Annotated in this window: 19 protein-coding genes and 1 pseudogene; 6 read left to right on the plus strand and 14 right to left on the minus strand. The window is 70.6% G+C overall.

The window, feature by feature from the left end; translation table 11 throughout:
* Positions 1–126 precede the first annotated feature (126 nt).
* The 5 genes and pseudogenes from ACFVN3_RS20055 to ACFVN3_RS20075 form a co-directional block, all read right to left on the minus strand.
* Entirely contained in the window at positions 127–327 is a 201-nt protein-coding gene (locus tag ACFVN3_RS20055) for a hypothetical protein (RefSeq protein WP_378234729.1), read from the minus strand.
* Positions 328–368: 41 nt separating this feature from the next.
* Positions 369–785, minus strand: coding sequence for a hypothetical protein (locus ACFVN3_RS20060; protein WP_378234730.1), 417 nt, complete (start codon positions 783–785; stop codon positions 369–371).
* Positions 782–1,153: a VRR-NUC domain-containing protein gene (locus tag ACFVN3_RS20065; protein ID WP_378234731.1), complete on the minus strand. Its 372-nt coding sequence runs from the start codon at positions 1,151–1,153 to the stop codon at positions 782–784. The genes ACFVN3_RS20060 and ACFVN3_RS20065 overlap by 4 nt, the downstream gene beginning before the upstream one ends.
* Complete coding sequence (locus ACFVN3_RS20070) at positions 1,150–1,458, minus strand: hypothetical protein (protein WP_378234732.1); 309 nt, start codon at positions 1,456–1,458, stop codon at positions 1,150–1,152. Before ACFVN3_RS20070 ends, ACFVN3_RS20065 begins: the two co-directional genes overlap by 4 nt.
* A 27-nt stretch (positions 1,459–1,485) precedes the next feature.
* Positions 1,486–1,683: pseudogene (locus tag ACFVN3_RS20075) on the minus strand (DNA translocase FtsK); the annotation flags it as partial.
* 642 nt (positions 1,684–2,325) lie between these two features.
* Here ACFVN3_RS20075 and ACFVN3_RS20080 point away from each other — a divergent pair.
* Positions 2,326–3,081: a hypothetical protein gene (locus tag ACFVN3_RS20080; RefSeq protein ID WP_378234733.1), complete on the plus strand. Its 756-nt coding sequence runs from the start codon at positions 2,326–2,328 to the stop codon at positions 3,079–3,081.
* An 8-nt stretch (positions 3,082–3,089) separates the two neighbouring features.
* On the opposite strand, the gene ACFVN3_RS20085 is transcribed toward ACFVN3_RS20080, so the two are convergent.
* The 9 genes from ACFVN3_RS20085 to ACFVN3_RS20125 all read right to left on the minus strand — a co-directional run bounded on the left by ACFVN3_RS20085 (position 3,090) and on the right by ACFVN3_RS20125 (position 7,607).
* Positions 3,090–4,859, minus strand: coding sequence for a DNA cytosine methyltransferase (locus tag ACFVN3_RS20085; protein ID WP_378234734.1), 1,770 nt, complete (start codon positions 4,857–4,859; stop codon positions 3,090–3,092).
* Positions 4,856–5,395: a WhiB family transcriptional regulator gene (locus ACFVN3_RS20090; RefSeq protein WP_378234735.1), complete on the minus strand. Its 540-nt coding sequence runs from the start codon at positions 5,393–5,395 to the stop codon at positions 4,856–4,858. The genes ACFVN3_RS20085 and ACFVN3_RS20090 overlap by 4 nt, the downstream gene beginning before the upstream one ends.
* Positions 5,392–5,655, minus strand: a complete 264-nt coding sequence (locus ACFVN3_RS20095; protein WP_378234736.1) for a hypothetical protein — start codon at positions 5,653–5,655, stop codon at positions 5,392–5,394. Before ACFVN3_RS20095 ends, ACFVN3_RS20090 begins: the two co-directional genes overlap by 4 nt.
* On the minus strand, positions 5,652–5,990 hold the full coding sequence (locus ACFVN3_RS20100) for a hypothetical protein (protein ID WP_378234737.1): 339 nt from the start codon (positions 5,988–5,990) through the stop codon (positions 5,652–5,654). Before ACFVN3_RS20100 ends, ACFVN3_RS20095 begins: the two co-directional genes overlap by 4 nt.
* 137 nt (positions 5,991–6,127) lie before the next feature.
* On the minus strand, positions 6,128–6,433 hold the full coding sequence (locus ACFVN3_RS20105) for a hypothetical protein (protein ID WP_378234738.1): 306 nt from the start codon (positions 6,431–6,433) through the stop codon (positions 6,128–6,130).
* The gene (locus ACFVN3_RS20110; protein ID WP_378234739.1) at positions 6,430–6,774 is read right to left on the minus strand and encodes a hypothetical protein; all 345 of its coding nucleotides are present in this window, start codon (positions 6,772–6,774) and stop codon (positions 6,430–6,432) included. The genes ACFVN3_RS20105 and ACFVN3_RS20110 overlap by 4 nt, the downstream gene beginning before the upstream one ends.
* Before the next feature lie 55 nt (positions 6,775–6,829).
* Positions 6,830–7,063 carry a hypothetical protein gene (locus ACFVN3_RS20115; RefSeq protein ID WP_378234740.1) on the minus strand — a complete coding sequence of 78 codons (234 nt, stop codon included), beginning with the start codon at positions 7,061–7,063 and terminating at the stop codon, positions 6,830–6,832.
* On the minus strand, positions 7,060–7,326 hold the full coding sequence (locus ACFVN3_RS20120) for a hypothetical protein (protein ID WP_378234742.1): 267 nt from the start codon (positions 7,324–7,326) through the stop codon (positions 7,060–7,062). The genes ACFVN3_RS20115 and ACFVN3_RS20120 overlap by 4 nt, the downstream gene beginning before the upstream one ends.
* Positions 7,323–7,607: a helix-turn-helix domain-containing protein gene (locus ACFVN3_RS20125; protein ID WP_378234743.1), complete on the minus strand. Its 285-nt coding sequence runs from the start codon at positions 7,605–7,607 to the stop codon at positions 7,323–7,325. The genes ACFVN3_RS20120 and ACFVN3_RS20125 overlap by 4 nt, the downstream gene beginning before the upstream one ends.
* A 76-nt stretch (positions 7,608–7,683) precedes the next feature.
* Between ACFVN3_RS20125 and ACFVN3_RS20130 the strand changes: the two genes are divergently transcribed.
* The 5 genes from ACFVN3_RS20130 (at position 7,684) to ACFVN3_RS20150 (ending at position 11,012) form a co-directional block, all read left to right on the plus strand.
* Positions 7,684–8,007 (plus strand): helix-turn-helix domain-containing protein, encoded by a 324-nt coding sequence (locus ACFVN3_RS20130; protein ID WP_378234744.1) that lies wholly within the window; start codon positions 7,684–7,686, stop codon positions 8,005–8,007.
* Entirely contained in the window at positions 8,004–8,447 is a 444-nt protein-coding gene (locus ACFVN3_RS20135) for an ImmA/IrrE family metallo-endopeptidase (RefSeq protein WP_378234745.1), read from the plus strand. Before ACFVN3_RS20130 ends, ACFVN3_RS20135 begins: the two co-directional genes overlap by 4 nt.
* Complete coding sequence (locus tag ACFVN3_RS20140; protein ID WP_378234746.1) at positions 8,444–8,689, plus strand: hypothetical protein; 246 nt, start codon at positions 8,444–8,446, stop codon at positions 8,687–8,689. Before ACFVN3_RS20135 ends, ACFVN3_RS20140 begins: the two co-directional genes overlap by 4 nt.
* The gene (locus tag ACFVN3_RS20145) at positions 8,686–10,149 is read left to right on the plus strand and encodes a recombinase family protein (protein ID WP_378234747.1); all 1,464 of its coding nucleotides are present in this window, start codon (positions 8,686–8,688) and stop codon (positions 10,147–10,149) included. The genes ACFVN3_RS20140 and ACFVN3_RS20145 overlap by 4 nt, the downstream gene beginning before the upstream one ends.
* Before the next feature lie 149 nt (positions 10,150–10,298).
* The gene (locus tag ACFVN3_RS20150; RefSeq protein WP_378234748.1) at positions 10,299–11,012 is read left to right on the plus strand and encodes a hypothetical protein; all 714 of its coding nucleotides are present in this window, start codon (positions 10,299–10,301) and stop codon (positions 11,010–11,012) included.
* Positions 11,013–11,078: the final 66 nt, after the last annotated feature.

The raw sequence follows: 11,078 nt of genomic DNA on the forward strand, positions 1-11,078 counted from the left end.
TCCACGCGCGCCCGACCTTGACCACGTTGAACGCGTCCCACACGACGACGTAGGTCATCGCGCGGGCCGGGATCGTGAGCTTCTGCCCGCGCCGCGGCCGGCGGGCCGGGGGCGCCTGTCTCGCGCTCATGCGCCTGCCTCGGGCTGGTGCTTCGTGTACGCCACCTCGCGCACGCGGATCTCCTTCACCGTCGCGAGACCGACGAACACCGTGCTCTTTTCGACCCCGCCCACGTACACATCGGCCGTGTCCGCGAGGCTGAGCTCGTCGGCGCGCCGCACGATCGCGCGAAGGTCCCCGAGCTCGAGCCAGAACGTCTTCGCCACGGCGTGCACCTCGCCGCCTTCGGTCCGCCACCCGGTCGCCATCACGCACCCCCATCGCCGCGAGCGCCGAGGGGCCAGAGCACGGTGACCGGGTAGGTGAACGCGTCCGACGGCCAGGACTCGGAGAAGCCGGTCGTGAGCCAGGGGTACGGCCCGTCGGCGTTCTCGGCGACCGTGCCAGCGGCGTCGCGGATGACCGCGCGCGCCGGGAGCTGGTCGACCTCGGCCGGGATCGTCAAGGTTGTGGGCGCAACCTGGACCTCGAGCGCCGTAGTTCCAGGTTCGAGTGGCGAGACGGCGGGCCAGCCGACGTCCCCGACACCGGTCAGGTGCCTGGCCGCGTGCGAGATGTAGTCGTAGGTGATGCGCAAGCACGTCTGGCAGTGCCGGATGCCCTTCCCGACGGTGCGGAAGCGGATCCCGCGGTACTCGACCGTGCGGCCGTCGTCGATGGTCATGAGGGCTCCTTCGAGGTCAGGGTGGGCTGGGGTGCTTGGAGCTCGGCGTGGACGCGTCGCTCGAGGATGTCGAGCGGGCGCCAGACGCCGACGTCGGCTCCGGTCGCGGCGAGGGCGGCGAGCCACTTGCGTTGCTCCGGGGTCGGGTAGCGCTTCTGCTGCTTGAGCTCGCGGTACAGCAAGCGACCGCGGGTCGGGTGGACGAGGACGAGGTCGGGCCAGCCGCGCTCGGACTTGCGGGAGTCGTGCGTGTGGTAGACGAGGAAGCCGAGGTCACGCGCGACCGCGATCACCTGTGCCTGCAGCGCGTCCTCCTTCATGCCTGCCGCGACGTCCGCGTGGTACTCGGCCGGCGTCCACGTCCTCACGCGGCGGCACCGCCGTCCGGGTCCTCGTCGTCCGGCGTCTCCGGCTCGGCGGGCGCGTGCACGGACCGGTACGTGATGCGCGTCGGCTCGTGCCGGCCGGACTCGACGTCGGGGCACACCGCGGAGCCGTGGCCGCGGTCGACGGTGCGCCAGACGAGGATTCCGTGGGACGTCGTCGTGACGAGCCGCCCGGCAACGTCCACCGTGCGCGAGCGGATCCCCTTCATGAGGCGCGCCTCCTCGACCTTCTTGTCGCAGTGCGCGCACGTCGAGACGCGGCCCGTGGGGTCGTTCGTGATCGGCATCGCTCACGCCTCCCCGAACCGGGCGTCGACCGCCGCGAGCGCCTCGGCGAGACGGCCCGGCTCGTAGAGCACGTCGCGTGCCTTCGTGCCCTGCGAGGGGCCGACGAACCCGAGCTGTTCGAGGACGTCCATGAGGTAGCCGGCCTTCGCGAACCCGACGCGGAGTTTGCGCTGCAGCATCGAGGTAGACGCGAACTGGGACGTGATGACGAGCTCGGCCGCCTCGCGCACGAGGGGGAGGTCTTCGACGCTGCGCAGCGCGTCGCGCACTGCGTCCGCGACGGTGCGCTCCTCGCCGTCGTCGGTCTCGGGATCGGGCTCGGCGTCGGACTCGGCGGGGCGGCCCGGGAAGAACCCGGACCCGTCACGCAGGAAGCTCGAACCCTCCCCGGCGTCGTCGGGCTCCTCGTCCTTCGGGGTGAGGACACCCGTCTCCGGGTCCAGCTTGAAGCCCTTGCCGAACCACTCCTCGATGTCCTGCTCGAGATCGATCGGCAGAACCGTGTCACCGAGACGGTGCTCAAGCGCGCGGCGCACCAGACGCTCCGCCGTCTCCGCATCCTGGGGCGCGACCCGCTCGATCCGCAGCACGCGTGCCGTCGGCTCCATGAGGCCCGTCGACGTGTCCGTCGTGATCTTCGAGCAGTCGACGACGGCGATCATGACGTGCCGGTTCATCGGGTTCACGACCAGGTCCCGCGCGATCGCGGACAGGCCGTTCCCGGAGGTCTCCTTCGGCAGGCCCGACGAGAGTCTCGTCATTGCTGGGTTCCCTTCTCGATGGTGTTGGGTTCTTCGGCCGCGGCCCGAGCTGTCACCCGGGTTGCACCTCCCCCGCCGTACCGGGTTCGCGGTACGCTCCGGCCCATGTGGGAAGAGGTGGTGGCGGGAATTGCCGGGCTGGCTGTGGCGGTGGTCAGCCAGGCAGCACTGTTCGGCCCTGAATCGCGTCGAGTGCGGCGCCTCAAGGCCTATCTCGAGGTTCGGGAGGAAGTGAACGACGCCCACCTCAGTGCCGCGTTGACACAACTGATAGCCGCGGAAGTGGCCGATGAGGAGCGAGCACGGGCGCGCACGAAGAGAGGGATCTTCCTCTCGCTGCGGATCGCAGGCTGGGCATTCCTCGCGCTTATATTCGCTGGAGCTGCGGCAGTTGCTTGGTATCTCGGCGGACTCTGGGTGCCGATCATCGTCAGTCTGCTCAGCCTCGCAGCTGCCGGGATCGCAGTCTTCAACACAGGCACGGCGACCGAACAAGCTGTGGCCGTGCGAGTCGAGAATGCTGAGTCCGAAGCGGCCGCAGCCTATGCAAGAGACGCGGCCGGACGGGGTCTTAACGTTGTGTTCGGCGGAGACGGCCCTCAGCAATCGATGTTCGACGCCATCGCGAGAAACGACAGCGGAACAGTTGTGGAGATCGCCGAGTTTCGCCGCTCGATTACAGCGCAGTCGATTAGAGTGATAATCAACCTGGCAGCCCGCGCGAAGGAGGCCCAACCCGAGGCGAAGTTTGTCATTGTTCTCTCCGAGAACCGGACCCCTCGATTGGCGGAACAATTGCGGGAAATCGGCTTCACGGTGGCAGTTCTGCTCGACAACGGCAGTCTGGGCTGGCTCCGATGAGCGCTTTGTCACGGGGTCGCTGCCTCTCCAGTCAGCGCCTCGACGACGGTCGCGACGAGGTCGCGCGCGGCGGGCGGGGTGACGGCGTTCCCGGCCATCTTCACGAGGTCGCGGTTCGACGCGGCCCGCCCGGTCTTCGGGTCGGTCGCATCCCACCGGTAGTCCGACGGGAAGGCCATGCCGGCGGCTACCTCGTGCGGGCGGAACATGCGGAACAGGACCTCGGGCACGAGCTCCTCCGCCGCGCGCAGGTCCGCGGCGGTGACGGTGCGGCGGCCGTCGCGCGGGCCGGGCTGCTGCAGGAGTGACTGGTGACCGGCCGCGGTCAGGGTGCGCAGCTCCTCGAACACCGGGGTCGTCATCTCCGCGCCGCCGGTGTTGTGCCGGTGCACGAGCGCGTACCGGTCGACCGTGGTCAGCGTGCCGAGCGGCTCGTCGACGGGCTTCGCGTGGGTCGCGGAGCCGTAGTAGGGCGCGACGAGCGCCTTCGTCGTGTCGTTCGCGGTGATCGTCGACAGCGGGTCATGGATCGAGCGGGCGCGGTACTCGAACCGGCGGTCGAGGATGAACGGGTCGGGGTGCTGCGCGAGGCCGTGGTGGTTGCCGCCTGCGGTAATGGTGCCGAACGGGTCGGTGACGGGGTGCGCGACGCCGGTGCCGTACATCTTGTCGACGAGCGGAGTGTGCGCGAGCCCGGTCTCGAGCCGGGTCGTCTGGGTGCGCATCGGCACGTCGAGCGGCCACGCGGTCTTGCCGTCGCGGCCCTCGACCGGGACGGCGAGGCCCTTCGTCTCCTGGGTGTGGAGGGTGCGGATCACGTCGTCGACGGACCAGGCGCGGTAGTACGCGTTGGGGTCGCCGTGCTGGGGGTGCTTCGGGTCCGCGGCGTCGTACTGGTTGCCGAGCGCCTCGATGTGGATCGGGCCCCAGTACCGGGCGATCCCCGCCGCGATCCGGGCGCGGGTCTTCGGCTTGAGACGGTCCCCGATCCGCTCGCCCGGGATGGACCAGTCGATCGCGGCCGCAGCGGGGAGCCACGCGGGCTCGACGACGGTCCCGCACCGGGCGTGCGTGTACAGGTAGGTCTGGCGGTAGCGGCCGACCGTCTTGCCGTTCTTCCAGGACTGCGTCGCCCGGATCAGCTCGTCGCACTTCGGGCAGTACGCGGACGGGCGCAGGATGCGCTCGACGTCGGGGGCGCGCTCGCCCTCGCGCCAGCACACGATGTAGATCCGGTCGCGGGACTGCGGCGCGGGCAGGCCGAACGTCTGGGCGTGCATCGAGTTGAGCGAGACGACGCGGAAGCGGTAGCCGAGCGCGCGGAGCTGCTGGCGCCACTCGTACCAGGCGAGGCGGTACTTCGCCTGGGTCGCGATGTCGACGACGTTCTCGATGATCATCGCCCGGTAGCGGTGGTGCTCGGCGAAGCGGAGCACGTCGAACATCAGCAGTCGGGAGCGGATCGCGGCCTCGGCGGACAGCGGGTCCTCGAACAGGCCCTCCTCGATCGCGGGGAGCGGCTTCGACCCGTTCGCCTGCGACCACTTCGTGCACTCCGGCGATGCCCACAGGACATCCGTGCGCGGGAAGTACCGCGGGTCCTCCTGGTGCAGGTCGACCGCGGCGTGGTCCGTGTCCGGGTGGTTCTGGTTGTGCGTCTCGATCGCGAGCGACCAGTGGTTCGCAGCGATCACGACCTGCACGCCCGGGATCTGCACCATGCCCGTCGACGACCCGCCCGCCCCGCAGAACAGGTCCGTGACCGTGGCCGCGCTCATGCCGACACCGCCGCGCGGGCGCTGATCCCGAGGCTCTGCATCGCCCGTGGCATGCGGGCGTAGGACCAGCCGAGGTGATCGGCGATCTCGCGCTGGTTGCGGCCCTCGCCGTGCATGCGACGGATCGTCTCGACGTCGTCCTGGGTGACCGGGAGCGGCTTCGCGCCGCCCGGCTTCTTGCCCTCGCGCGGGCCACGGCGCACGCGCAGCAGCGCGGCGCGCTCCTCCTCGCCCGTGCCGCCCCACACGCCGTACTGCTCGCGCCGCTCAAGCGCGTAGTCGAGGCAGAGGGCACGGACGGGGCAGTCGGCGCAGACCTTCTTGGCGTCGGACTCCCGGGTTCGACGGGCCCTGCCCGTCTCGCCCTCGGGGTGGAAGAACAGCTCGGGGTCGACGTCAGCACGCCGGCACGCCGAGCTCGGCGCCCACGCCTGCGGGTCGAAGACGCCGCGCGACGCGCGACGGTTGGTGTACGGCGCGCCGGCGTCGCTCCTCGCGCTACGGCCGGCGGGCGGGGCCTGTGTGGTGGTGGTCATGGTGCGGTCCTGTCTGCGTGGGTATGGTGCGTGATCGCGGGGATCGGGGTCGGGTAGCAGCGGGAGCACGTCCGGCACGGCTTGCCGACGTGCTCGCCCGCGTGGTGGTTGGCGATGCACGAGCCGCACGCGCCGACCGAGGTGAGGCGGACGTCGTGCTCGGAGCAACGGGCACCGCGCGGGACGTCGACGAGGGAGCCCGGCCGGGCGAGGGCGCGCATGTTCGCGGCGTGCTCGTCCGCCGCGCTGGGCCGCGTCACGTCGACACCTCGTGCATGCGCGTCGTCGTGCGCACGTACACGCGCACCCGAGCCAGGTGCGCGGACGGGCCGGACGACGCGGCCGTCTTCGGCGTGCGGTCGTCACCCTCCCCGACCCACACCGGCTCGAGGAGGCGGGCCTTCGTCGCCTTCGAGAACAGGCCGCCGCGGGCACGCTCCGGGACCTCCGCTGCGTCGAGCCGTGCGCGCAGCGTGTTGACCGTGACCTCCGTCCCGGCGGGCACCGAGTCCACGATGCGCAGGAACGTCTCGTGCGAGACCTGCGGCAGCGCAAGGAGCGACTGCTCCTGCCCGGCCGTCTTCTCGTTCGTCACCTCGTGTCCCCTCACGTACAGCGCGACCACCGGGCCGCACTCCTGGCACCTGCTCTTCGGGATCCCGGCTGCCGTCAGCACGACGGCCCGGGCGTGGAGGTAGCGGCCGCACCGTGCGCACCGCCACCTCGCGGCCGTCACGACGACCACGCCTCGCGGTAGGCCTCCTCGGCCTCGCGCAGCTCGTTCGCCGCCGCGTCCGACGCCGCCATCCACTCGCGGTACGCGAGCGGCTCCGCCGGGCGCCGGTAGACGTCCGCCGCCGCGATGTACGCCGCCGCCAACCGGTCCGCCGTGTGGGCCCGCGCCGCCGCGGCCGGGGCCGCCGCGAGCACCGTCGCCTCCGCCGAGTCCAGCTCGACGAGCGAGTTCGACACCTCGTCCGCCGGGTACGGCAGCAGCTCGGCCACGTCGTCCCCGACGACGCGCAGGTGCCCGCTCACAGGGCACGTCCGTGATCCGTCGTCGCGTCCACGACCGCCATTTCGTCGCCTCGCACCGGAGCCCACGCCGGGCGCAGCAGCTCAGGCTCGCCGCCCCGGTCGGGCACCGCCCAGAACGTCGCGCCACGCACGACGAGCTCGTGGTCGTCAGCGAGCGCGCGCCGATGCGCCGAGCGACGGATGAGGCGCCAACGCCACCGGGCGCGCACGTCCTCGAACAGCGCGACGACGACTGCCGCGCACGGCGTGACAAGCGCCAGCAAGACGGCGAGCACGACGAACACGACGAGCAGCAACAGCAGAGCGACGACGCCCCACACGATCCACATGAACGGGTTCACGGTCTGGTCCTTTCCTGGCAGAGCACGGGCCGCGAGCGCCGCGGCAGGGTGGTGGCTAGGGGGCGACGACGCCGCCCTCGAGCGCGGCAAGGAGCGCATCGCCGACCTCGGCGAGCAGCTCGGCGCGCTGCTGCGCGTTGTACCGGCCAGCGCCGGAGAGCGACGCGGCCTCGTCGTCCGTGAGGACGCGGCGCGTGCGGGTCGCCAGCTGCGCAGTGACGGGCTCGGCGGCGGGCTCGAGGCCGTCGCGCAGTCCGAACGGCACGCGCTCGATCAGCGGGGCACTCACGACGCGCTCCTCGCAACCCGGGCCGCCTCGGCGCGGCGCTCACGCGAGGCGCGGATCTTGTCCTCGAGCTGCTCGACCGTGAGGCGGTGACATGGGTGCCAGGCCTCGCGCGCAGCCTCTTCGACCGAGAGGGAGTCGCGGCGCCGTCGAGCGGCGGCGATCCGCTCCCCCGCGAGGCGGCAGGCCGCCTCCTTCGTGCGCGGCGTGGAGGCCATCCCCGGCCACGACCGCGACGGAAACGGCCCCGGCTCGACGGCGCTCACGCCGACACCGCCGACGTGCCCGAAGCCTCACGGGCGAGCTGGTACTTCGCGCGGGTATCCAGCTCGCGCACCGTGAGCCCGATCGCCTCAGCAACGAGCCGCAACTGCGAGTAGGTGAAGGCGACCCGACCGTTCACGCGCTCCGAGAGCGTGGCGCGACGGATGCCGAGCGAGTCTGCGAGGCCCGCGACGCTGAGGTCCGGGCGGCGGGCGATCTCCGCGCGGACCTCGGCAGCCAGCGCCCTGTCGATGGCGCTGGACCCAAATCGGTTCGTGGTCATGTCCCGACTATGGACCGATTTGGGTTCGCGGTCAACCCCACTTCCCCAAGTGAACCGAAATGGGTACAGTCACCACATGGCCCTGACCTCGAAGCCCATGCATCCGATCGACCGCGCGCTGGCGCAGGTGCTCGCCGGCGCGGTCGCGGAAAGTGGCACGACGCGTCGCGTGCTCGCCGAGAAGACGGGGATGTCGGCGAACCGGCTCGGCATCATCCTCCGCGGGGAGCGTCCGGCCTCGACGGTCGGCGAAGCGGAAGTCATTGCGAGCGCTCTCGGGCTCGACGTCTTCGACCTCTTCGGCGAGGCCGAGCGCCGGGCCAACGCCGGCGACTACGTGCTGGCGGCGATGGATCGCGACGACGATGCAGAGGTCGAGGCGCAGCAGGAGGAACCGTGACCTGGGACGAGCTGCTCGCCGCAGCGTCGGAAATGGGCCTGCACGTGAAGTTCGCGAATCTCGGGCGCCGCACCGGCGAGGTCCGCCGGTCTGGGCTCGTTCTCATCAACGAACGCAAGAGCGCGATCGTGCGCAAGGTCGCGCTCGCGCACGAGATGGGTCACTGGCACCACAACCACGACTGGTCCGCCGCCCACGACGTCGTGCGCGACGAGCGCCAAGCCGACGCCTACGCCGCGCGTCTGCTGATCCGTCCCGACGAGTACGCGCTCGCCGAGAAGCTCTACGACGGTCACGTCGGCGCGATCGCGCGCGAACTCGAGGTCACAACGCCGATCGTCCAGGCGCTGCGCGATGTTGTCCTGCGCCGCGTCGCACCAGTCGCCTACCCGACGCCGTGGGGGATCGCCCCGACCACCCGGAAGCGAGACATCGCATGACTGAGGACCTTGCCGCGCTGCCCGACGATGAGCTGCACTCCCGTTGGCGCGAGCACTACGCCAAGGTGCAAGAGCCAGGGTGCCCACGCGCCATCGTGCTCGCGTTCGACGCACTCACCGACGAGCGCGACCGCCGACGAGCGCCCGGCCTCGCGCGGCTTCGAGCCGTCGCCGACGCCGCAGCGAAGGGACCTAGCCTCATCGAGCAGCAGGAGCAGCGCGCCGCCTCGGAGTGGGCGTGAGGCCGAACCTGCGGGTCGTCCCCGACCAGCCGCCGCGCGCCGTGGTGTACCTGCGGCAGTCGAAGTCGCGCGAGGACTCGATTTCTCTCGAGCTGCAAGAGGCGTCGTGCCGCGAGTACGCGGCACGGATGGGCTACGACGTCGTCGACGTGCTCTCCGACCCCGGGATCTCCGGGCGCACGTGGGACCGGCCTGCCGTCCAGCGAACGCTCGCGCTGGTCGAGGCGCGCGACGCCGACGTCATCGTGGTGTGGAAGTGGTCCCGGCTCGCGCGCAACCGCCGCGATTGGGCCGTCGCCGTCGACCGAGTCGAGGGCGCTGGCGGGCGGCTCGAGTCCTCGACCGAGACCGTCGACACCACGACCTCGACCGGACGCTTCACCCGCGGCATGCTCGCTGAGATGGCCGCGTTCGAGTCCGACCGCATCGGCGACACGTGGCGCGAGACCCACGCCCGACGGCGCAAGCTCGGCCTCCCGCACAATGGGTCCCCACGTCTGGGGTACCTCTACGACCCCGCGAGCAAGACCTACTCCCCCGACCCTGAGACCGCCGACGTCGTGCGCGAGCTCTACCGCCGCTACGTCGACGGAGCCGGGCTCGGCGCCCTCTCGAAGTGGCTGCGGGACCTCGGCATCGAGTCGCCACGGAGCAAGAAGCCCTGGACCCACCGCGGCGTCGGTCAGTACCTCACGAACGGCTTCGCCGCCGGCTACCTGAGGGTGCACGACCCCGCGTGCACCGAACGGCACCAGGTGACGCGCGAGTGCCCTCGGCACGTCTACATCCTGGGCGCGCACGAGGCGATCATCGACGAGTCGATCTGGCGCGCGACGGTCGCCGCCCGCGAGGGCCGCAAGACCCTCGCGCCGCGTCTCGTGTCCGCGGTCAGCGCGATGTCCGGCGTTCCCCGGTGCGCCGCGTGCGGGTACCGGATGGCACTGCACCGGCAGAAGGACCAGAGCCCCCGCATGCGGTGCGCGAACCGCGAGTGCACCGCGCCAGCCAGCATCCTGTACTCGCGCGTTGAGGACGCCGTTCTCGCCTGGCTCCCGACCGTCGGCCAGCTCGTCGACGAGCACGCCGCGCGAGCCGGTACCCGAACCGCGGCCGAGGACGTCGAGCGTGCCCGGCTGCTACGCATGCACGACGAGGCCGAGAGGGCGCTTGAGCGCCTCACGGTGGACCGGGCGAAGGGGCTGGTCCCAGAAGGCGCCTACGCGGCCGCGAGGGACCACCTGGCAGCCGAACAGCGCGACGCCCGGGAGTCTCTGCGCAAGTACGAGCGAGCCGCGCTGACCGCGGACTACACGGCCATCGCGGCGCAGCTCCTCGAGGACTGGGACGAACTCTCCCCACCTGAGATCTCGAAGACCCTGCGCGACCTCGTGGTCGCGATCGTGTCACGACGCAAAGAACGTCGGGGGGCCGACGTGTCGGTGGTGGGAGTCTGGGAATGAGCGCACCCAAGCAGCCATGTGTCTTCTGCGGCTCAACCGCAAGTATCAGCGCCGAGCACGTGATTGCAGAACACTGGCGCGGGCTGAGCGGGCCGCCCCGAGGCCCGATCTTCAGTCAAGGGCGTGTGGTCGATCCACACACGGGCAAGGTGAAGCGCTACACGTCCCGGAAAGTCGGTCCGCACTTCGGGGTCACCGCGCGCGTTGTCTGCGAGTCCTGCAACAACGGCTGGATGTCCGTCCTCGAGGCCACAGCGAAGTCAGAGCTCTCGAACGCCGCCAGACCCACGCCGGGTGGGCGCTTGCAGACTCGACATCTAGCGCCCTCGCCCTCGGTACGGCACGACCTCCACCGCTGGGCAGCGAAGACAGCTATCGTGTTCGACGCGTGGAAGTCGGACCCGGCTGTTCGGCCGGAGGACCTCGCAACGGCCGTCATGAACGATGATCCACTGCGGAACATCTGGACCTGGACACTTCGGATCGAAGTCCCTGAAACATGGCGGATCTCAACTCGCACCACTCGACTTCCTGTCCCAGAGGGGGACGTCTGGTATCGACTCTCGCTCTTCTCGGTGCACCACCTCTTGGTCGTCAGTCTTCTCTGCGGCACCGACCTCGCGCGGCAGTACTTCGACGAACTGAACCCGTCGAGCTTCTTCGGCCCCGAGTTGCCGCACTCCCAGTTCGTTCCAGGACCTAAGAGCGTTCCCGGCCCCGACGTCCAGACGGTTAAGAACGCCTTCGACGCTTGGGTACTCCAGGAGCTCGATAGACACCTCTCCAGAAGAATCTCGGCGGCCGGGCCGTTCGAGCGCCCCATCCTCGAGGCGTGGCTCGAGAGCCCGATCCGCGGGAGATGAGCCCTCAGGGCCTCTTGCTCAGACCCACCCCGCCACGACAGGATGATCTTTGCGAACGGTCGTCAA

The organism is Cellulosimicrobium sp. NPDC057862, assembly GCF_042797035.1.
GTDB lineage: Bacteria > Actinomycetota > Actinomycetes > Actinomycetales > Cellulomonadaceae > Cellulosimicrobium.

Coding starts and splice junctions, on each gene's coding strand:
- ACFVN3_RS20060 (WP_378234730.1), bottom strand. CDS start 785: ATGACCATCGACGACGGCCGCACGGTCGAGTACCGCGGGATCCGCTTC.
- ACFVN3_RS20070 (WP_378234732.1), bottom strand. CDS start 1,458: ATGCCGATCACGAACGACCCCACGGGCCGCGTCTCGACGTGCGCGCAC.
- ACFVN3_RS20080 (WP_378234733.1), top strand. CDS start 2,326: ATGTGGGAAGAGGTGGTGGCGGGAATTGCCGGGCTGGCTGTGGCGGTG.
- ACFVN3_RS20085 (WP_378234734.1), bottom strand. CDS start 4,859: ATGAGCGCGGCCACGGTCACGGACCTGTTCTGCGGGGCGGGCGGGTCG.
- ACFVN3_RS20090 (WP_378234735.1), bottom strand. CDS start 5,395: ATGACCACCACCACACAGGCCCCGCCCGCCGGCCGTAGCGCGAGGAGC.
- ACFVN3_RS20125 (WP_378234743.1), bottom strand. CDS start 7,607: ATGACCACGAACCGATTTGGGTCCAGCGCCATCGACAGGGCGCTGGCT.
- ACFVN3_RS20130 (WP_378234744.1), top strand. CDS start 7,684: ATGGCCCTGACCTCGAAGCCCATGCATCCGATCGACCGCGCGCTGGCG.
- ACFVN3_RS20140 (WP_378234746.1), top strand. CDS start 8,444: ATGACTGAGGACCTTGCCGCGCTGCCCGACGATGAGCTGCACTCCCGT.